This is a genomic window from Pseudomonas sp. WC2 (assembly GCF_050586545.1).
In the GTDB taxonomy this organism is placed as follows: Bacteria; Pseudomonadota; Gammaproteobacteria; order Pseudomonadales; family Pseudomonadaceae; genus Aquipseudomonas.
In genome coordinates this window covers 16,903-35,260 of sequence record NZ_JBOBDR010000001.1, presented here as the reverse complement: position 1 = coordinate 35,260, position 18,358 = coordinate 16,903, and the positions used below count along the sequence as shown (strand labels likewise).

Sequence of the window (18,358 nt, the reverse complement as noted above, 5' to 3'; positions counted from 1 at the left end):
GAACGATCAAACCGCAGAGCGTGGGAACGATCAATTATCGAGGCAGAGGCTCGCGATTATCGTCATCTTCGGCATGCAAAAAGATCACTCGCGGATGCTCAAGCGGGGCCAGCGGCGGCGGTAACTCTTGCTGATGCACCGGCCAGAAATGCGTCACCACATGACTGATATCGCCTTCCTGATCGTTGTGAATGGTCATCACCCCGGGTGTGCGCAGCTTCTGAAAGCGGTCGTCGCACAGCTTGAAGCTCTTGCTCAGCCCGTCGTCGTCGATTACCGGCGACGGCAAACGGCGCTGGGCGAAGCTGCGGCTTTTGCGCTGCTGGTATCGCGCCCAACCGATCAGAATCACTGCGTTGACCAACGCCACCCACAGATAAATCTGCAACGTGCCCAGCGCGTCGAACGCCGAGTTGTCGATGCGCGGTCCAGCGGTGTGGGTTTCAATCAACGGCCAAAGCCCGCGTATCAGCAGGAACAGCAGCCCCACCCACGCGATCACGGTAAGCACCACATCGACCACGACCAGAAACGGCCGTTGGCGGGTCCGGATGATTTTCATTTGATGACCTCCTCTTCGTCGTCGCCGATCGGTTTGATACCCCGGTCAGGACTGACCCAACGCGCACGTTTCTGATGTTGACCGAACAACACTTTGGGGAAGCTGACCAACGTCGTCAGCAAACTGACAAACCAGAAAGCAATCGGGTACCAGACCACCCAGAACATGGTTTTACCCAGGCCCGGCTCGTAGCGGCGGTCGATGATGATGCTGACCGCGAACTGCACCAGGCAGACGAATGCGAGCAACAACCCGGTGAACGCCGGCGGCATCAAGTGATCGACGGCAATGGCTTGCGGCATGACCACGAATTTGCCCACGCCCCAGAAGATCACCGACAACAGGAAGGTAAACGCCCAACCGGTCGACAGGCAGTATTCGAACAGCAGCGGCCACAGGTAACGATGGCGGTACTGCCAGATGCCACGAATGTTCTTGAACAGCACTTCGGCGCCACCTTGGGCCCAGCGCAAACGTTGCTTCCACAGCCCGCCGAGGGTTTCCGGCATCAGAATCCAGCACAGCGCGCGCGGCTCGTAGAAGATGCTCCAGTGATCGAGTTGCAGCTTCCAGCTGATGTCGATGTCTTCGGTGATCATGTCCGGGCTCCAGTAGCCGACCCGGTTCAGCGCCGAGCGGCGGAACGCGACGATCACGCCGGAGACGGTGAAGATCCGTCCGAACACGCGCTGAGTGCGTTTGATCAAACCGATGATCGACGAGAACTCGCCCACCTGCACCCGCCCGACCAGCGTCGAACGTGTGCGGATCCGTGGGTTGCCGGTCACGGCACCAAGTCGCGCGTTATCCAGCATCGGCGCCACCAGATAGGCTGCGGTGTTCGGCGCCAGCAGCGCGTCACCGTCGATGCACACCAGATACTCGCTGCGCGCAGCAATAGCGCCCATGCGCAGGGCGACGGCCTTGCCCTGGTTTTCCGCCAGATGCAGCACGCGCAACCGTGGATCTTCCTTGGCCAACGCGTCGAGCACTTGCGCGGTGTTGTCCTTGGAACCGTCGTTGATCGCGATGACTTCGATGTTCGGGTAATGCTGGGCCAATGCCGCATGAATGGTGTCGGCGGCGTTGTCACCTTCGTTGTAGCAAGGGATCAGAATCGAGATCAGCGGCTCGCCTTCCAGTGGCGGCGGCAGCGTGTCGTCTTTCCACGGCCAGTGACGTTCCCAGTGCAGCCAGAAATACAGGCCACCGGCAATCCACAACCCGGACATGAATAGCGGGTAGAAGAACACGAAGTCCATCAGGAACTGCCCGGTGACCAGGAAGATCAGGCCCAGCGGCACGCCGAGGACGAGCGCCAGAACAAGCAGGGCTAACAGTCTATCCAGCATGTTATGGGTTCCATTTGTTGGAGAGTGCAGGCCTTACGGTTTTCAGGTCTGGCAGGTTGTCGAGGAAGTTGTCCGGGTAGTAACCAAAACTGGTCGCGCCCTGACGCTTGAGGCGACTCATCCAGTCCGCCAGATGCGCGCCGTCGATGTCGGCCTGATCCTTTTTCGTCCAGTCGCGCGCCTGCAATTCGAACACTGTGCGATCGAGTGCGCCGGGACGTTTCTTGACGGTTGCGACCAACGCTTCCAGCCATGGCCCGGACTGCGCCTGTGTCTGTTTTTCCATCAATGGCATGGCCATTGGCGCGGTCCAGTCGTAGGTCGCGAGGAAGTCGTCGAGGTTCTGCGCAAACCACGCTTCGCTCTGCGGATTGAGCATCGGCTCGGCGAAGATGTTGCGCGCGGTCAGCACTTGCGGGCCACGAATCGCACGGACTTTCGCCGTCAGCTCATTGGTGAAATCGATGAGGTATTTGCTCTTGAACCGCGTCCAGCGCTGCATCGCGGCCGGATCGTCACGCAGCGCCGCGATAGAACCCGGCAAGCCTTGCGCGGCGTAGGCTTTCAGCGCTTCAGGGCTGGCGTCTTCGAAGTCCGAGAGCACGGCGTCGTCGTGATAAAGGATGCCGTCGACCGAAGTCAGACGCGCCACGTCTTCGTAGATTTCACCGATGATCCGCCGTACTTCCGGATCGAACGGCGACAGACGTTTGTATTGATCCGGGTCGACCGACGTGGTGCCGGTTTTCCGATCCCAGCGGGTCACGCGTGGCAATTTTGAGTCGAGGCCGAAACTCAACACCGGCATCCACGCAAAGACTTTCACGTGAGCACGGGTGCGCAACTGCCAGGCGACGCGGTCGAAGATGTCGGCACGCACCGGCAAGTGGCGGTTGGGGAAGTACAGCGAGTGCACGAGACCGTCGCCCTTCGGGTCAGCGAAGGCTTGCAGGAACACCGTGTTGGCGCCCATGTCGGCCATGCGCTGCACCAGTTTGCCAAGGTTGATGTCCTGTTGCGCCGGGTCCGGATCGTAGACGTTGTCCAGATCGACGTGCACCACGCGCATGGCGAAATCGGACTGCACACCGACCACGCTGTTGGCGAAATGCTCGCCGTCAGGGTCGGAGGCGACCAGGAAGCGCGGGCTGCTCATCAGGTTGTCGAGGGTGTCGAGGCCGTCGTCCAGCGTCAGGGCCATTTCGTAGCCCTCCTCGCCCACTACGGTCAGCGAAGTGCCGTCCGCCGTGCCGTAAGGCCAGACCCAGACACGCGGTTTCTTGCCGGTGACCTTGCGGATTTTCTCCGAGATGTTGTTCACGTCGGTGCGAATCCGCGCCTGGAAATCGGCCTCGGATTCATAACGCTTGGTCACTGGATCGTAGCGCCGGGTCGCCGCAGCAGGCTGCATGTTGCCTTGCGGGTTGGCCAGAATCCCTTTGTGGTTGGCGTCGGTGTGCGCGGCAATTTCCACCAAGTCCGATTGCGAAATCTCGCGCACCTGATCCCAAGTCAGGAAGTCGGAACGCGCACGCGGGGCACCGGCGAAATCCACCGGTTGATTGAGCGGCGTGTCGATCCAGCTGCCGACCGGCGCCAGCAACGCGTGCCAATTGTAGGCACGCAACACTGGCAGCACACGGGTGTAAAAGCTCGAATAGCCGTCGTCAAAGCTGAGCAGGATCGCTTTCGCCGGCAGTTCCGGGCCGCCCTTGCGCGCCGCCATGATCTGATCGACCGTGACCGGCTTATAGCCATTCTCACGCAGCCAGGCGAGTTGCTCGATCATGCGCTCGGTGCGCACCGCCACCACGGCCTGATCGGGATCGCGATCTTCAATATCGTGATAGGCAATGCCGAGCACGTGGTTTTTCGGCCACGGTTTTTCACTGGCCGCCAACGGACGCTCGGACGGCGGCGTGAAGGCCGGGGCTTGCTGGGCGCAGGCGCTGATCAACAGCACTCCCAGCAGAAGGATGAAACGCGAAATCAAAGGCATCTTCAAACTCTTCTAGAAGCGGAAAGTGAGGTCGACGAGCAGACGCAAATCGGTCTCCCGATCACCGTCGTAGGGCCGGTTGATCACACTGAGCAAACCGCCCACCTCAAGCACATCGTTCCAGGCGTAGCGTTGGCCATAGCCGAGCAGGCCCATGCCGCCGGTGCCGTGATCACGCTGGCTGTACGTCCCCGCACCGGCCTGGAATTGCTGGCTCCAAGAGGTTTCGTAGCGGTGATAGAGCACGTGATTGACGTTGACCAGCGGCATCACGCTGAGGTCGGATTTGGGGTTGAAGTACGGCACGTCATCGGATTTCGAGTTGTGGCTGGTGCCGACTTCCAGGCCGGCATCAACCTGCACGTTCGGCGCGCTGTAGACGCCCTCGCGACCGGTGAGCAAGGCTTCGACGCGGTTGTTGCCGTCGCTGAAATGCGATGGGCTGACCGACAGGCGCCACTCGCGGCTTTCGTTGGCGCGCCAGCGGATGAAGCCGCTGCCGCCATTGGCCTTGATGTCGCTGTTGAGCGCGCGCAGCGGGGTTTCCGCCGAGAGGTATTCGAGGCTGCCGCCGTACTGCCAGTGGTCATTGATGTCGCGGGCGATCGCCAGACGCGCACCCTGTTTGTCACCGAAGCCGTAATCGTGATTGGAGACTTCGGCTTCGAGGGTCATGTCGCGGGTACGCCGCTCCAGGCCGACACGCTGGAAGCGATGGTGACCGGTGCCTTCGGTGAAGTCGCCGGTGGCATAACCGGCCCCGGCAAACACCCGCCAGTCTTCATCAATCGGCGGACTGTAAAGCGTGGTCTGAATACCGAAATCGCGGCTGCCGCTGACGGCGCCTGCATCACTGTCACCGCCACCGTTGGCCTTGCCGCCGTAGGCTTCGACGCGCAGCTCGGACATGTCATGGACTTCACGCTCACGGGCCAGACGCTGCACCTGACGGTTGTCCGGATAACGCGCGACAACGTCGTCGGTCAACGCATCCATTTGCCGCCATTCCTGCAATTCCATCGCCGTGTGCGCCTGGCCGATTTCCAGGCCCATGTCACGCGGCACCATGCTCTCGGTTTCCTTGAGCTGCATTTCTGCGCGGCGCGGCCAGTTGCGGGCCAGATACAGATCGGCCTGAGCCAGACGCAAACCGGTGTTTCCCGGGGCCTGATCGACCAGCGTCTGCAAACGTTCTTCGCCATGCGGCAGATCGGAACCGTAGGTGCCGGCCTGCGCCGCCAGTTGCTGAGCGTCCATCCATTCATCGTTGGGATTGCCGATCGGCAAACCCTTGAGCTCGATGCGCGGGCGCTGCGACTTGGCCAGATCTTCGGCGACCTTGCGCGCCTCGTCGGCGCGGTCGCTTTCCAGCAGCGCGTAGTACAGCGCCGTGGTGTCTTCGAGACGGTCACCAACATCGGCGTCAGGCGCAGACAGTACCTGGCGATACAAGTCGGTAGCGATTTCCGGCTCGCGCTGATCGAGATAAGACGCGGCAACCCAACGCATGGCGTAGGTCGGAATCTTCACACCTTCGGCTTGCAGCTTCTGGTATTCGGCGATGACGTCCGCCGTGCGTGCGCGGGCCTTGAGTGCGCCCATGCGGTCGATGCGCCAGCGCACCACGTCGTCGTGGGCGGTGGCGTCCGGCGTCCAGGTGGCGAGCAATTTGTCGTAATCGGCCAGCGCCCGGTCAGCGATGACGTAGCGTTCTTTTTCACTGCGAGTGGCGAGTTCGGCAAGGCGCACACGTTCGGCGGCCAGATCGCCTTCGAGGCGGCGCAGCGTGACCGGATCGATCAGCCCCGGGCGTTGATTGGCCAAGCGCAGTGCCGGTTCGGGCAGACGCGCCTTTTGCAGGGCAACCACGTATTCGCGGGCAACTTCCGGTTTACTGCCAGCGCGTTTGAAGGCTTGATCGTATTCGAACAGCGCGTCGTACTGCTTGCCCGCGCGAGTCAGGGCATAGCCCAGCGCCAGGCGGCGCGAAGGATCATCGGGTTTGGCGGCGACCAGCGCTTTGGCGCGGGTCACGGCTTCGTCAGGTTTACCGGCGTCTGCCTGGGTCAGGGCCAGGCCCAGTTGCAGGTCGGCGTTGTCCGGTTCCAGCACCAGGGCTTTGTTGTAGACCTGGGTCGCTTGATCCCAGCGCTTGAGATTGCGATAGGCGCGGGCGGTGGCGGTCAGTGCCTGCACCGGCAGCACGCGGTCACGGCCCTGGGTTTCATAGACCTGCACCACTTCGGCATCCAGGCCGGCCCAACTGGCGATTTGCAGGTGATCGCTGATCTGCCCGGTGGTCGACTGACCCGGCGGCACCTGACGCAATACCGTCAGCGCAGGCGTGGTTTGCCCGGCACGGGCATCACGCACCATCTGATCGTAGGGGGTATCGGCAAACGCCAGTGCCGGCCAAAGCAATTGGCTGCACAGCGCAACGCGGAACAACGGGCGTAAACCACGATGCAATACAGGAACATCAATACGCGGCATTCGTCAGCATCCTTACATGGCCAGCCGGGTCGCAATGCCCTCCTTGCCCATTCGTAACGGTGGCCGAAAATGACAGCACTCGGCCAAGCTTAGTCAGGCAGTCTTGCACGCAAGCGTAGACCAGAATCCAGAACACAATAATTGTTCAGAATCGTCACGACAGTTGCGCCGCGACAGCCGAAACCCGAACGCCAGACAGCAAAACGCCCGGCGTCTGGAGGATCCAGAGGCCGGGCGCTGCTATTTAGAGCGCAGAATTACTGCACTTGCGTGACGCCGGCGAACTTGCTCATCAGGAAGCCGACAAACTGCTCGACGGTCATCTTCTGGCCGTTGAATTCGACCTGATTGGCAGCGTAATGCAGCTTGGTCACGACGTTGCTGCCGTCGACCACGGCCAACTGCGAACCGACTGCCATGCCAGCGAACATGTCCGCCGCTTCCTTGGACTGATCAACAATCGCTTTGGCGTCAGTCTGGCCATCGAGCTGCGCCTGCACACTGAGCAGATCAATCAGCATCGGCTTCGATACCTGAATGTTCAGGTCGAGCAGCGCAACCAGCTGTTTGCCCAATTGATCCGGCGGCAGATCCATCGATTGCGGTTTAGTCAGGTCGATCACCAGATTGGCCTTGCTCTCGCCGTTGGCGGTGTTGAACGAGAGGTTTTCCAGCGCAAACTGCGGGCCGGCAGCCAGCAGTTTCTGCAGGTCGGCTTTGACTTGGGCATTTTCAGCTTCGGTGAGGTTCAGCTCCGGCGCTGGCAAACCTTGAGCAGCAGCTTCGGCAGCGGCTTTTTCATACGGCTGCAGTTTGGTCTGGTAGATCTGCATCAGCGACATCGTCGAGGGGATGTCGAGGTTTTTCAGGCTCATGGCCATGTTGGCCGAACCGATTTTCTTGTCGTTGAGGCTGACTTCGCCAATCTTGTAGTCAGCGCGACCGGAGGCATTGCTGCCGTTTTCTTCGGTGAGGTTCTTCATTTCGAAGCTCTTCACGCCCAGCACCGATTGCTTGGGCCCGAAGGTGGTTTTGCTGTTGGTCAGTTCCAGGGTGTTTTCGCCGGTGTAATAGCCGTAGCTGCTCTTGGCGAGGTTGCTGGCCAGGGTCAGGCCGTTGAGTTCGACCTGCACCGGCGCCTGATCTTCAGCCACCGTGACCAGTTTCAGGTTGTCCATGTAACCGTTGGCTTTGACCTTTTGCGCCTGGGCGCTGGCGGAGATGTCCATGGTCAGGCCAGAGAATTTCAGGCTCGATTGCTCATCCAGCGCGGTTTCGAACGGCACCAGTTCGAGGGTGCTGGTGGTGGATTCGTCGTAGCCGATGTTGGTCACGCCCTTGAGCGGTGCCGCGCCTTTGGTGGCGGCGAACCATTTTTCAGTGGCCGCGCTCTTTTCCAGCTCGTAATTGCTGGTGGCCATGACCGGCAGCCATTTCAGCGAAACCAGACGCGAGAACGGCAGCGGGCCGTGTTCGATGTGGTCGACGAAGAGCAATTCGACTGGCTTGTCGCCAAACATCTCGCCTTCGCCCTTGAGGCGATAGTGCGCGGTGCTGGTGAAAGTGTGGCGATCGAGGGACACCAGTTCCAGCGACGCGGTGCCGTTGGAACCGGCCATGGCGGTCTGCAACTCCTTGTTGGCGTTGCTGACGGCGTTGTTCAACACGCCTTCGATCTTGGTGCCGGTGTACCAGGCCCCACCTGCGCTGATCGCGCCAATGGCAACAACAATTCCGAGGAGCACGCCTGCTGATTTATTCATGAATGACCTGATCGATTTCCGTGGCTGTGAGTGTGGTCGTCTTCCCTGAACCCGTGACCGGGTCGCGGCTCGACTGCGCTGAATTCAGCGGTGGAGATTAGCACCGGGCAGGCAAGACGGCCCAATGTTTAAAGGTTAAAGAGTGTCTATGGGGAGAGTGGACCGTCGACAAGCTGGAAGAGTTTCGGTGTTTTTCAGTCCGCCTTCGCGAGCAGGCTCGCTCCCACAAGGACAACGCTGTACCTGTGGGAGCGAGCCTGCTCGCGAAGGGGCCAGATAATTCTGCGCAGATTCAGGAATACTGAACCTCAATCTCATCCAGTTGATGATCAAAACTCTTCAACCGCGCCGTCCAGGTATAAACCAGCACTTCAAAATCCCGATCAATCACCGCCCCGCCCGGCCCATCAGCGCGCGGATCACAGAAATCCAGCTGATAACGCTCGCGGGCCATGGCGGTGGCGACATCGGACAATTCGCGGGCATTGTTGAGCCAATGCCAGCCTTCGCCATCGATCTGCTTGTCGAGTTCCAGACACTGCTTTTTCAGGGCTTCGAGGCTTTTTTCCAGCGGTGTGCCAGTGAGTTCGCCCATGACTTCGGCGAACGTACGCCCGGGCTGCCAGTAGCTGCCCCAGAAATATCGGTCGAACACGGTTTCGACCCGGCGCAGGGCGACTTTGGTATCCCAGATCAGCACCAGGGTCTTGCCCTGTTCAAGCTGCCGTTTCTTCACCCGCTGCACCTGGAGCGAGGCCCACGCCACGACGACGATTGCCATCACCGCGATCAGCGCGACGGCGCTGTCGAGGAAAACCATGGCCTTGTCGATCTGGTGGGCCAGCATGATGCCGTAGAAATAGGTGGCCGAGAGCAGCACCAGCGCTGCGAGGGCGCACCAGAAGCCGAGAGCGTAAGGGTTTTTCATTATTGGTTTCCCCTAGACCAGCGCTAGCAATGTGCGTTGAAAGGGTGCTTTGCACGGGGCGCCCTTCCAACACTTCAAAGCATAGCTATGGCCTCAGGGTTTGCTCGGGCTTGGAGCGTGCGTTCGTCCGCTTTCCCAACCGCCGCCGAGGGCGAGGAACAAATCGATCTGGCTCATCGCAACTTGGGTGTTGGCGGCGGCCAGTTGCGCGGTGACATCGGTGTAGGTGCGCGTTGCTTGCAAGTCGGCGAGGAACGACTCGCGGCCGGCCTGGAAGAAGCGGTGGGTCTGGTCTGCCGCGAGTTTCGCCGACTGCTCGGCGTCGGCCAGCGCATCGCGGCGCTGCAACAGTGCGCTGTACTGTGCGAGGCCGGTCTGGGTTTCGCGAATGGCGTTGAGCACCACGCCGTCGAAGTGCGCCAGCGCGCCTTGGGTGGCCGCCTCAGCTTCACGGATGCGCGCACGGGCGCCGTTGGTCGGCACTTTCCAGCTCAGCGACGGGCCGAAGCCCCAGCGGTTGGTCGACGGGTCACCGAGGTCATCGAGAATGCCGACGGTGCCGATGGTCGCGCCAATGCTGATGTCCGGGTACAGCTCGCCGGTGGCGACGCCGATCCCGGCCGTCGCGGCGGCCAGACGTCGTTCAGCCTGACGAATGTCCGGGCGACGTTTGAGCAGTGCGGCGCCGTCGCCGACCGGCACCAATTGAGCGATTTTCGGCAGTTCGGCGCAAGTCGCCGTGCCGGCAGGCAATTGATCGACCGGTTTAGCCAGCAGCATCGACAGTCGGAACAGCCCGGCCTGACGCGCCGCTTCATAGCGCGGCATGTCGGCGCGCAGGGATTTGAATTGGGTTTGCGAACGGGTGACCTGGGTTTCGTCGCCACGGCCGGCGTCACGCAAGCGCTGAATCAACGTGGTGCCTTGCGATTGCAGATCAAGGGAATGCTGGGCGATTTCGCGTTCTTCGTTGGCCGCGCAGACTTGGGTGTAAGCGCGAACCACGTCCGCGACCAAGGTGATGCGCGCGGTATCGGCGGCGGCTTGTGTCGCGTCGGCATTGGCCTTCGCACCTTCGATGCCGCGCTGTAACGTGCCCCACAGATCGAACTGATAGGAAGCGCTGATGCCGATATCGCCGATGTTGGCCACCGGGACTTTTTCCGGCTGCAAGAACGCCTGGCCGGACTCCTGCAAACGCTGGGCGCCCATTTTCACGCCGCCACTCCAGCCACCGGCGGCCTCGGCCTCATCGACCTGAGCACGGGCGCGCTGCAAGTTGGCAGCAGCAACGCGCAGATCGGTGTTGGAAGCCATGGCCTGCTGCACCAGCTGATCAAGGCGCGGATCTTTATACAGCCGCCACCAGTCTGCCGGCACCGGTGCCGATACGACGGGTTTGCCGGCCACGGCCAGTTCGCCCTGAAAATCCTTGCGCTGAAAGGCGGCATCTTCCGGCACGTGATAATCCGGCCCGACCATCTGACACGCCGACAACATCACGCCCAACCCGGCGATCATCAGGGCCCTGCTCATTGCGCGGGCTCCTGCTGTTTATCGTCGACCTTCGAGTCTTCGATAATCGACACCGTGGCGGTACGCCCGGCGATCATGCGGAAATCTGCCGGCACGTCATCAAAGGCAATCCGCACCGGAATCCGCTGCGCCAGCCGCACCCAGCTGAACGCCGGGTTGACGTTGGGCAACAGGTTGCTGCCGCTGGTACGGTCGCGGTCTTCGATACCGGCGACGATGCTTTCGACATGCCCGCGCAGTTTGGCGCGGTCGCCGATCACGCGGATATCCACCGACTGGCCGACATGAATGCCGTCAAGTTTGGTCTCTTCGAAATAGCCGTCGATGTGGAATGAATTACTGTCGACCACCGACAACACCGGACGCCCGGCGGTGACAAACTCCTGCGGACGCGGCGCGCGGTCGTTGACGTAGCCATCGACCGGGCTGCGGATCACCGAGCGGTCGAGGTTGAGCTGCGCGCTGTCCACGGTGACCATGGCTTCGGCCAACGCCGATTGCGCACGGGCAACCTTCGATTGGCTTTCTTCCAGCTGTTCGGCTGGCACCAGGTTACCGAGGCCACGGTTACGTTTGGCTTCGCGCTGGGCCTGGGCGAGGGTTTCTTCGCGGTCGGCAACAGCGGCTTTGGCCTGACGCAGGGCCAGTTTGAAGCGATCCTGGTCGATGCTGAACAGCACCTGGCCGCGTTTGATCAACTGGTTGTCTTTCACTTCAACCTGTTGGATCAGCCCGGACACGTCCGGGGCGATCTGGATGATGTCGGCGCGAATGTGGCCGTCACGGGTCCACGGCGCGAACATGTAATACATCACCATGCGCCAGACGAGGACAACGGCAAAAGTCACGATCAGCAGGGTCAGTACCACGCGACCGATGGTCAAAAACGGTTTTTTCATGTCATCAGGTATCGACTGAGTGAGTCCACGCCGTACAGCAGTACCGCGTAGAGAGCCACGTTGAACAATGCCCGGTGCCAGACCAGACGGTAAAAGTGCACGCGCGTAAGCACGGCATGCACCAGCAAAAACAGCACATAAGTGATGCCCATCAACACCAGCAGGGTCGGCAGGAAAATGCCGCTGATGTCCAGATCACCGATCATAGGGGCGCTCCATCGGGCAGCGGTTCTTCGGGCTCGGCGCTGGAGACAAATTCGACGCCGGGCAGCAACGCCAGACGCAAACCGCTCAAGGCGTGCAACAGGTTTAGACGGGTTTCATCGTCGCCGTGGCCATTGAGCGCACGGCGAGTGCGATCCATCGTCATCAGCAAAGGAGCTGGCGCCGGCAAGCGTTCGCCGGCTTTGAGGCAGGCGCGGAAATACTCACCGACCTCGCTGACCACTTGCTGCAACATCGCGTTCGGCGCGCCTTTCACCCGTGGGGTGTAGGCGAGCAAATCGAGCAGGTTCAGGCCCACCCGCACTTCGCGCATGGCGATGCCGGTGTCCTGGCCAGTAAGTGCCAGACGCGGCAGGTGCTGCATCAGCCGATCGAGCAACTGCACGCCCAATTTGCGGTGTTCAGCGAGGTTGGCCGGCTCGGTCATGTGGACGATGTCTTTCCAGCTGAAACGGGTCAGGCGCTTGGCCGCCAGTTCGGCACCGAACGGCCGCGCCACCAGCGTCCAGATGAACGCGAACAACAGCCCAATCGGCCCCGCCAGGTTGGAGTTCACGAAGGCGAAAAAGTCCGCATCGTAAGCCCCCTGAATGCTGATGAATGACGAGGTGTTGACCAGCGTCAACAGCATGCCGAGGAAGAACCGCGGCTGCACAGTCAGCGTGCCGACGCAGATGAACGGGATGGAAAACGCCAGCACCAGCATTGGAAAATCGTGCAGGTTGGGCAGAATCAAAAACAAATAAAGACTGGCGAACAGCACCGACATGCCGGTCCAGAAAAAGAACCGGTAAATCTGCGGTGCCGGGTCGTCCATCGAGGCGAAGAAACTGCACGCCACGGCTGCCAGAATCACCGCACTGCCGCCGTCCGGCCAGCCGAGCAGAATCCACAGCACCGAGGCGGTGATGATCGCCAGAACGGTCGAGGCCACCGAGTAAAGCATCAGCCCGCGATCGATAAACGGTGTCAGCCGACCGAGGCGCCAGTGGCGATACACCGCGCGCCAGTTGTCTTGGCGCTCGCAGAGAATCGCGTCTTGCAGACTCCGGCAGTCCTGCCATAAATCAATGAATTCGCCGAGGCGATAGATCGAGTTGGAGAACAGCAATTGCCTGCGATCTTCCAGCGCTTCGGGGCTTGGTTGCAGGGCTTCGAGCTGATCTTTCAGCGCTTGCCAGCGCTCGAGATCGGCGTCCTGATGACCGAGCCATTCGCGGGTCGCGACCAGCAGTGGTTCGAATTTTTCCACCAGTTCCGGCGTGCGCCGTTCGAGGGCGTAGAGCGAGTCTTCCAGCGCATCGATCACCGGTAACAGATGAATCATCCGCCCGCGCAGTTCTTTGGTGTTGCGCACGCTTTGCGGTCGCGCGCCTTCGTGGGGCAACTGGCCGATCATCAATTCGAGGCTGTTGAAATTGGCGACCATGGCCATGCGCAGTGCGGTGACTTCTTCGGGCTGCACATCGCGACTGAGGAATTTCAGGCTGTAGGTGGTGGCATCGGCGAACCACTTGCTCACCGCGTCGTTGAACACCGGCGCCAGACGGCGTGGCCAGAACATCGCGCCGACTACGGCGGCGACAGCGATGCCGAGGAAAATCTCTTCCGTCCGCGCTTCCGCCACGTCCCACACCGCCAGCGGGTTATCCACCACCGGCAAGGCAATCAACGGCAAGGTGTAACCGGCGAGCATCAACGCATAGTTGTTGGCCGTACGCAGTTGCAGGGACAGGAACAGCAAAATCCCCGTCCACAACGCGATGACGACCACCAGCACATACGGGCTCTGGACGAACATCGGCACGAAAAAAACCGCCGCCGCGGCACCAAGAAAGGTGCCGATGGCGCGGTACAATGCTTTGGAACTGGTCGGGCCGAGAAACGGGCTGGAGACGATGTACACCGTGGCCATCGCCCAATAGGGACGCGGCATTTGCATAAGCAAGGCGATGTACAGCGCGATCATCGACGCTGCAAAGGTACGGATCCCGTAAAACCAGTCGCGGGCCGGCGGAATACCGGAGAAAAAACCGTTCAAGAATTGACCACCAAAGGCGCATTGGCCGCCTCAAAAGCTCTGAGTACCCGAAGCGTAGCTTCCAGATCGCTTTGATCGATGCCTTCGAGCACCTCATGACGCAAGCGCACCAGTTCGATCTCGACCGCCTGCACCAGTTCACGACCGGTGTCAGTCAGGCTCAGACACTTGGCGCGGCGATCCTGAGCATCCTCGGTGCGGCAGACGTAACCCGAATGGCACAACTGATCGAGCAGACGCACCAGCGACGGACTCTCCATCCCGGCCGCCTGCGCCACCTGCACCTGGCGCACGCCCTCGCCCAGACGCCCGATCATTAGCAGCGGGACGGCGCATGCTTCGGAGATTCCATAGTTGACCAGCGTGGTCTGGCAGATCTTCCGCCAATGCCTGGCGGCCACCACCATGGCACTGCTGATGTTCATCTGGAGAGCGTCGAGTTCGTTCGGCACGAGAAAATGCACACTGTTAGTTTGCTAACTATCAATATCGCATTGGAGGGGAATTTCAGTCAAGTTTTGAAACAAATTGCTCCACTGGTCGCCCGCCCAAACTCGAGCCTACTAACTTAGATACTTACGATGTATATACCTAGTCTTTACCAAAATGCTGAAGGAGCCTGCAGATGTCAAAACAAGCCGTTTTTACAATGAAGCTTGAACCGGAGCTGCGTGAGCAGTTTATGGCTGAGGCGGAGGCATCTCATCGTCCTGCCTCGCAGATCATGCGAGAAATGATGCGTCAGTTTGTTCGCACGCAGCAGGAAGCCCGAGAATACGAAGTCTTCCTGCAACGAAAAGTCGACCTCGCGCGAGAATCGATGGCAGCCGGTGAAGGCGTTTCCAACGAGGAAGTTGAAGCGCAATTCGCCGCCAGGCGCAGGCAGGTAGAAATTCAAGGATGAAGATTATCTGGAGTAAAAATGCCGTACAGGATCGCGAAAACATCTGGGACTACCTTCACGCGGAAAATCCAGGCGCAGCGCTCGACATGGATCGCCGCTTCACCGAAGCGGCTTCGCGCCTGGCCCACAACCCCAAAATGGGCCGGGTTGGCATCATTGCCGGAACTCGCGAATTGATTCCCCACCCTAGCTACCGTCTTGTTTACCAGTCAGATCAGGATGTGATCTGGATTATGGCGCTGGTTCATACGGCACGGGCCTGGCCTTTCCCTAAGTAGCGATTAGCCCGCCCGCCCCTTCCGCAACATCACATTCAACTGATCCACCACCTCCGCCCAATCGGCGTCATCCAGAATCTCGTCCCGTAAAAAATGCGACTGGCTCTTCGTCCAGAAAAACGCATCCGCCAAATGCAGCTCTGGTTTGAGCGGGGAATGGGTGGCGATGAATTGGTCGATGCTGACCGGGTCGTTGTCCAGGCCGAGTTGTTTGAACAGTGATGGCAAGCTATGGATGGGTTGTTCCATTGCTGAACTCCTTCAAAGATGTGGTGCGTGGACTCAACTCCCCCGTGCCTTGCAGTCTAGTTCGGCAGGTATCTGATGCAGGGAAATCCGCTCGCCGGACATATCTTCACACTGATCAAACTTCAGCCAGTGCAACCCTCAACTAGACTCAAAGAACCAGCCTTTGACGCTCACGGAGGGTCACGTGAACAGCCGATGTTGTGTCTTTGCATTGCTCCTGTTGCTCAGCGGCTCAGCCCTCGCTGTCGACATTGAGCTGCCGCCGATGAGCCCGGTCGGCCTGTGGCTGATCACCTTGGGCATCGTCTTCCTGATCGCTGAAGCCGCGTTGCCCAATTACGGCGTGATTGGCTTGGGCGGGATCATCATGTTCGTCATCGGCGCGCTGATTCTGAGCAACGCTGAATTGCCGGTGCCGATGATGATCGGCCTCGGCCTGATCAGTGCCCTGCTGCTGATTGCTTTGGTGATTCGCGCCCTGAAAACACGTCCACGCCACGCCGTCAGTGGCGATGCCGGGCTGCTCGGCAGCGTCACCGCGATCACCACCGTGCAACCGGGTGACACCCGCAACGGCTGGATTCAACTGCAAGGCGAACGCTGGCAAGTGCTCAGCGCCACCCCTTTGCACACCGGACAAACGGTGCGCGTGGTGGCTCGCAAGGGATTGTTACTGCAAGTGGCCGCGGCTGACGCGGCGCCGCTCGGAGAGTGATCATGGGTTTGCAAATCGGTTTTGTTGCACTGCTGCTGTTAGTGATTGCCCTCGCCGGTTCGACGTTTCGCATCCTGCGCGAATACGAGCGCGGCGTGGTGTTCCAGCTCGGACGCTTCTGGCAGGTCAAAGGCCCTGGGCTGATCCTGCTGATTCCAGTGGTGCAGCAAATGGTTCGCGTGGACCTGCGCACCGTGGTGCTCGATGTCCCGCCGCAGGATGTGATCACCCGTGACAACGTTTCGGTGAAGGTCAATGCGGTGCTGTACTTCCGCGTGCTGGACCCGCAGAAGGCGATCATTCAGGTTGAGGATTTTCTCTCGGCCACCAGCCAATTGGCGCAGACCACCCTGCGCGCGGTGCTCGGCAAACATGAACTGGATGAACTGCTGGCCGAGCGCGAGCAACTGAACATCGATATCCAGCAAGTGCTCGACGCGCAGACCGATGCCTGGGGCATCAAGGTCGCCAACGTCGAAATCAAACACGTCGACCTCAACGAATCGATGGTCCGCGCCATCGCCAAGCAGGCAGAAGCCGAACGCGAACGACGGGCAAAAGTGATTCACGCCGAGGGTGAATTGCAGGCTTCAGAGAAACTGATGCAAGCGGCTGAGATGCTCGGTCGCCAGCCTGGGGCGATGCAGTTGCGTTATATGCAGACCTTGAGTTCGATTGCCGGTGACAAGAGTTCGACGATTGTTTTTCCGCTGCCGATTGAATTGCTCAAGGGCATGGCGGATTTGTCCGGAAAATCCTGATTAGCAAAAGATCGCAGCCTTCGGCAGCTCCTACAGGGGTTGCGTCAGCCGGGGGATGGATTTGGGATGAACAACCGCGCCTTTATCCCGCCCGCGTGGGTTTCAGCGCTGACCTGCCAGGTCGCGGGCAGCGGTGCAAATTCGTCCGGGCCGTCGACCGATCCTACCAGCCAGACCCGGCCAGCACTGGGCAGCTCTGCGAGGCTGTCGAGATATACGTCGCCCGTCACCAATGTGCCAAATCCATATTCATTCGGTCGCGTCGGCTGGCCGCTCGGTGTCGGCGGCGTATAAAGGCGTACTTTCGCACCTGAGCGATCGTAATAGACGTAGCTCAAGTACCAGAGCATATCGCTGGTGACGATGCGATCACCCGGCAGGAAATGTTGATTGACGTAATTCACCACGCGGTCGAGTTGATCGTTGCTGTCGACCGTGGCGTTGTTATTCACGCCCACCAGTTCCACACCGATCAGCGCCACCAGGACCGCCAGCGCCAGCAACCTTACGCGGCTGTACAAACGGTCAATCGCCAACGCCGCCAGCATCGGCAAGCCCAAGGCATACGCGGTGAGGTAGCGCTCGATAAAAACCGGCGTGATAAACGACACAGCGAACACCAGCAGCAGCGGCAAACCGGTGTACAAGGCCAAGAGAATACTGCCGCGCGACACACTGCGATCGCGCATGACTGCGACAACTGCCAGTGCCAGAAATGCCAAGGGCAACGCGGCGAACATCAGCAGCGGCAGCGTCTCGCCGTCGTCCTGAATCCACCATGACCAGATCATCGACGGCAGCGAACTCAAGGTAACAGCAGGTTCCCAACCGACATCGCCGCCGGCCTTGAGCTGTTCCATGTGCTGCAGCAAATCGAGCAGGTTGGGCAACCAGGGCAGGTACAAAGCGACAATCGCCAGGTTTGCCAGCCACCAGTTCCAGCGCTGAATATGCCGGAAACGGTAACCGCGCTGGACGCGGATCGCGATCAGATAGAGCCAGTGACACAGCGCCGCGAGCACAGCGAAATAGTGGGTGTAGAGCGCCGCGCTCATCAACAGCGCGTAATACAGCAGATAGCGATGACGCTGCGGGCGCCTGATCCAGTAGACCAGCGCCACGCTCGCGGCGAGCAGCAACACCCCAAGCAGCGCATACATGCGCACTTCCTGGCTGTAGCGCACCGCTGTCGGCAGCAGCGCCAGCAACAGGCCGGCGATAAATGCCGCACGGCGAGTAGCCAGCCGATCCACCAGCCAGACGCCCAAGCCGACCGCCGCAATACCCGTCAAAGCACTGAGGGAGCGGATTGCGAGGATGCCGTCACCGAACAGCTCGATCCAGCCATGCAGCAGCATGAAATACAACGGCGGATGCACATCGAACGCCGCGTGCTTCCAGATTTCACTCAGCGAATAGCGCGCCAGCAGCAGGCTGGAACCTTCGTCGCCCCAGATCGCTGCCGCCGTCAGGTCGTAAAAACGCACGAATGCAGCCAGCGCGAGGACCGGCCACAGCCAGTGATTTTTTACCCAGCGCACCCAGCGCAGACTGCCGAACCAGGAGCCGGGCGCGGCAAACGGGTCCTGCGTGTCGCCCATTGGCGTGACTCTGTTGACCGCCATTGCTTCCTCTTGCCGCGCCGCAGCGCCA

Annotated in this window: 17 protein-coding genes; 4 read left to right on the top strand and 13 right to left on the bottom strand. The window is 60.4% G+C overall.

Going from position 1 to position 18,358, the window contains the following annotated elements:
• Positions 1–34 precede the first annotated feature (34 nt).
• From pgaD to ACQ4OE_RS00090, 11 genes are all read right to left on the bottom strand, one after another.
• Entirely contained in the window at positions 35–562 is a 528-nt protein-coding gene (gene pgaD / locus ACQ4OE_RS00140) for a poly-beta-1,6-N-acetyl-D-glucosamine biosynthesis protein PgaD (protein WP_122594095.1), read from the bottom strand.
• Complete coding sequence (gene pgaC / locus ACQ4OE_RS00135; RefSeq protein ID WP_430945252.1) at positions 559–1,914, bottom strand: poly-beta-1,6-N-acetyl-D-glucosamine synthase; 1,356 nt, start codon at positions 1,912–1,914, stop codon at positions 559–561. The genes pgaD and pgaC overlap by 4 nt, the downstream gene beginning before the upstream one ends.
• Before the next feature lies 1 nt (position 1,915).
• Positions 1,916–3,913 (bottom strand): poly-beta-1,6-N-acetyl-D-glucosamine N-deacetylase PgaB, encoded by a 1,998-nt coding sequence (gene pgaB / locus ACQ4OE_RS00130; protein ID WP_430945251.1) that lies wholly within the window; start codon positions 3,911–3,913, stop codon positions 1,916–1,918.
• Positions 3,914–3,925: 12 nt separating this feature from the next.
• Positions 3,926–6,406, bottom strand: coding sequence for a poly-beta-1,6 N-acetyl-D-glucosamine export porin PgaA (gene pgaA, locus ACQ4OE_RS00125; protein ID WP_430945250.1), 2,481 nt, complete (start codon positions 6,404–6,406; stop codon positions 3,926–3,928).
• 257 nt (positions 6,407–6,663) lie between these two features.
• Positions 6,664–8,169, bottom strand: coding sequence for a YdgA family protein (locus tag ACQ4OE_RS00120; RefSeq protein ID WP_430945249.1), 1,506 nt, complete (start codon positions 8,167–8,169; stop codon positions 6,664–6,666).
• A gap of 292 nt (positions 8,170–8,461) precedes the next feature.
• Complete coding sequence (locus tag ACQ4OE_RS00115; RefSeq protein WP_016987623.1) at positions 8,462–9,097, bottom strand: hypothetical protein; 636 nt, start codon at positions 9,095–9,097, stop codon at positions 8,462–8,464.
• A gap of 93 nt (positions 9,098–9,190) precedes the next feature.
• The gene (locus ACQ4OE_RS00110; RefSeq protein ID WP_430945248.1) at positions 9,191–10,633 is read right to left on the bottom strand and encodes an efflux transporter outer membrane subunit; all 1,443 of its coding nucleotides are present in this window, start codon (positions 10,631–10,633) and stop codon (positions 9,191–9,193) included.
• Positions 10,630–11,532: an HlyD family secretion protein gene (locus tag ACQ4OE_RS00105; protein WP_122594101.1), complete on the bottom strand. Its 903-nt coding sequence runs from the start codon at positions 11,530–11,532 to the stop codon at positions 10,630–10,632. The genes ACQ4OE_RS00110 and ACQ4OE_RS00105 overlap by 4 nt, the downstream gene beginning before the upstream one ends.
• Complete coding sequence (locus ACQ4OE_RS00100) at positions 11,529–11,738, bottom strand: DUF1656 domain-containing protein (protein WP_007917703.1); 210 nt, start codon at positions 11,736–11,738, stop codon at positions 11,529–11,531. The genes ACQ4OE_RS00105 and ACQ4OE_RS00100 overlap by 4 nt, the downstream gene beginning before the upstream one ends.
• A complete protein-coding gene (locus tag ACQ4OE_RS00095; protein WP_430945247.1) occupies positions 11,735–13,798 on the bottom strand; it encodes an FUSC family protein in 2,064 nt (687 codons plus the stop codon). Before ACQ4OE_RS00095 ends, ACQ4OE_RS00100 begins: the two co-directional genes overlap by 4 nt.
• On the bottom strand, positions 13,795–14,223 hold the full coding sequence (locus ACQ4OE_RS00090; RefSeq protein ID WP_430945246.1) for a MarR family winged helix-turn-helix transcriptional regulator: 429 nt from the start codon (positions 14,221–14,223) through the stop codon (positions 13,795–13,797). Before ACQ4OE_RS00090 ends, ACQ4OE_RS00095 begins: the two co-directional genes overlap by 4 nt.
• Before the next feature lie 200 nt (positions 14,224–14,423).
• Here ACQ4OE_RS00090 and ACQ4OE_RS00085 point away from each other — a divergent pair, with 200 nt between their 5' ends.
• Both ACQ4OE_RS00085 and ACQ4OE_RS00080 read left to right on the top strand, forming a co-directional pair.
• Complete coding sequence (locus tag ACQ4OE_RS00085; RefSeq protein WP_122594103.1) at positions 14,424–14,702, top strand: antitoxin of toxin-antitoxin stability system; 279 nt, start codon at positions 14,424–14,426, stop codon at positions 14,700–14,702.
• Positions 14,699–14,980 carry a type II toxin-antitoxin system RelE/ParE family toxin gene (locus ACQ4OE_RS00080; RefSeq protein ID WP_122594104.1) on the top strand — a complete coding sequence of 94 codons (282 nt, stop codon included), beginning with the start codon at positions 14,699–14,701 and terminating at the stop codon, positions 14,978–14,980. The genes ACQ4OE_RS00085 and ACQ4OE_RS00080 overlap by 4 nt, the downstream gene beginning before the upstream one ends.
• 3 nt (positions 14,981–14,983) lie before the next feature.
• On the opposite strand, the gene ACQ4OE_RS00075 is transcribed toward ACQ4OE_RS00080, so the two are convergent.
• The gene (locus tag ACQ4OE_RS00075; protein ID WP_430945245.1) at positions 14,984–15,229 is read right to left on the bottom strand and encodes a DUF2789 domain-containing protein; all 246 of its coding nucleotides are present in this window, start codon (positions 15,227–15,229) and stop codon (positions 14,984–14,986) included.
• A gap of 184 nt (positions 15,230–15,413) precedes the next feature.
• Here ACQ4OE_RS00075 and ACQ4OE_RS00070 point away from each other — a divergent pair, with 184 nt between their 5' ends.
• A complete protein-coding gene (locus tag ACQ4OE_RS00070; protein WP_430945244.1) occupies positions 15,414–15,944 on the top strand; it encodes an NfeD family protein in 531 nt (176 codons plus the stop codon).
• Between the two features lie 2 nt (positions 15,945–15,946).
• Positions 15,947–16,705, top strand: coding sequence for a slipin family protein (locus tag ACQ4OE_RS00065; protein WP_003220464.1), 759 nt, complete (start codon positions 15,947–15,949; stop codon positions 16,703–16,705).
• A 44-nt stretch (positions 16,706–16,749) separates the two neighbouring features.
• On the opposite strand, the gene ACQ4OE_RS00060 is transcribed toward ACQ4OE_RS00065, so the two are convergent.
• Positions 16,750–18,330 carry a glycosyltransferase family 39 protein gene (locus tag ACQ4OE_RS00060; RefSeq protein WP_430945243.1) on the bottom strand — a complete coding sequence of 527 codons (1,581 nt, stop codon included), beginning with the start codon at positions 18,328–18,330 and terminating at the stop codon, positions 16,750–16,752.
• Positions 18,331–18,358: the final 28 nt, after the last annotated feature.

Excerpts from the sequence above, each read along its gene's own strand:
- pgaD (WP_122594095.1), bottom strand. The coding sequence starts at position 562 with ATGAAAATCATCCGGACCCGCCAACGGCCGTTTCTGGTCGTGGTCGAT.
- ACQ4OE_RS00085 (WP_122594103.1), top strand. The coding sequence starts at position 14,424 with ATGTCAAAACAAGCCGTTTTTACAATGAAGCTTGAACCGGAGCTGCGT.
- pgaC (WP_430945252.1), bottom strand. The coding sequence starts at position 1,914 with ATGCTGGATAGACTGTTAGCCCTGCTTGTTCTGGCGCTCGTCCTCGGC.
- ACQ4OE_RS00090 (WP_430945246.1), bottom strand. The coding sequence starts at position 14,223 with ATGAACATCAGCAGTGCCATGGTGGTGGCCGCCAGGCATTGGCGGAAG.
- ACQ4OE_RS00080 (WP_122594104.1), top strand. The coding sequence starts at position 14,699 with ATGAAGATTATCTGGAGTAAAAATGCCGTACAGGATCGCGAAAACATC.
- ACQ4OE_RS00060 (WP_430945243.1), bottom strand. The coding sequence starts at position 18,330 with ATGGCGGTCAACAGAGTCACGCCAATGGGCGACACGCAGGACCCGTTT.
- ACQ4OE_RS00115 (WP_016987623.1), bottom strand. The coding sequence starts at position 9,097 with ATGAAAAACCCTTACGCTCTCGGCTTCTGGTGCGCCCTCGCAGCGCTG.
- ACQ4OE_RS00075 (WP_430945245.1), bottom strand. The coding sequence starts at position 15,229 with ATGGAACAACCCATCCATAGCTTGCCATCACTGTTCAAACAACTCGGC.
- pgaA (WP_430945250.1), bottom strand. The coding sequence starts at position 6,406 with ATGCCGCGTATTGATGTTCCTGTATTGCATCGTGGTTTACGCCCGTTG.
- ACQ4OE_RS00110 (WP_430945248.1), bottom strand. The coding sequence starts at position 10,633 with ATGAGCAGGGCCCTGATGATCGCCGGGTTGGGCGTGATGTTGTCGGCG.
- ACQ4OE_RS00100 (WP_007917703.1), bottom strand. The coding sequence starts at position 11,738 with ATGATCGGTGATCTGGACATCAGCGGCATTTTCCTGCCGACCCTGCTG.
- ACQ4OE_RS00120 (WP_430945249.1), bottom strand. The coding sequence starts at position 8,169 with ATGAATAAATCAGCAGGCGTGCTCCTCGGAATTGTTGTTGCCATTGGC.
- ACQ4OE_RS00065 (WP_003220464.1), top strand. The coding sequence starts at position 15,947 with ATGGGTTTGCAAATCGGTTTTGTTGCACTGCTGCTGTTAGTGATTGCC.
- pgaB (WP_430945251.1), bottom strand. The coding sequence starts at position 3,913 with ATGCCTTTGATTTCGCGTTTCATCCTTCTGCTGGGAGTGCTGTTGATC.
- ACQ4OE_RS00105 (WP_122594101.1), bottom strand. The coding sequence starts at position 11,532 with ATGAAAAAACCGTTTTTGACCATCGGTCGCGTGGTACTGACCCTGCTG.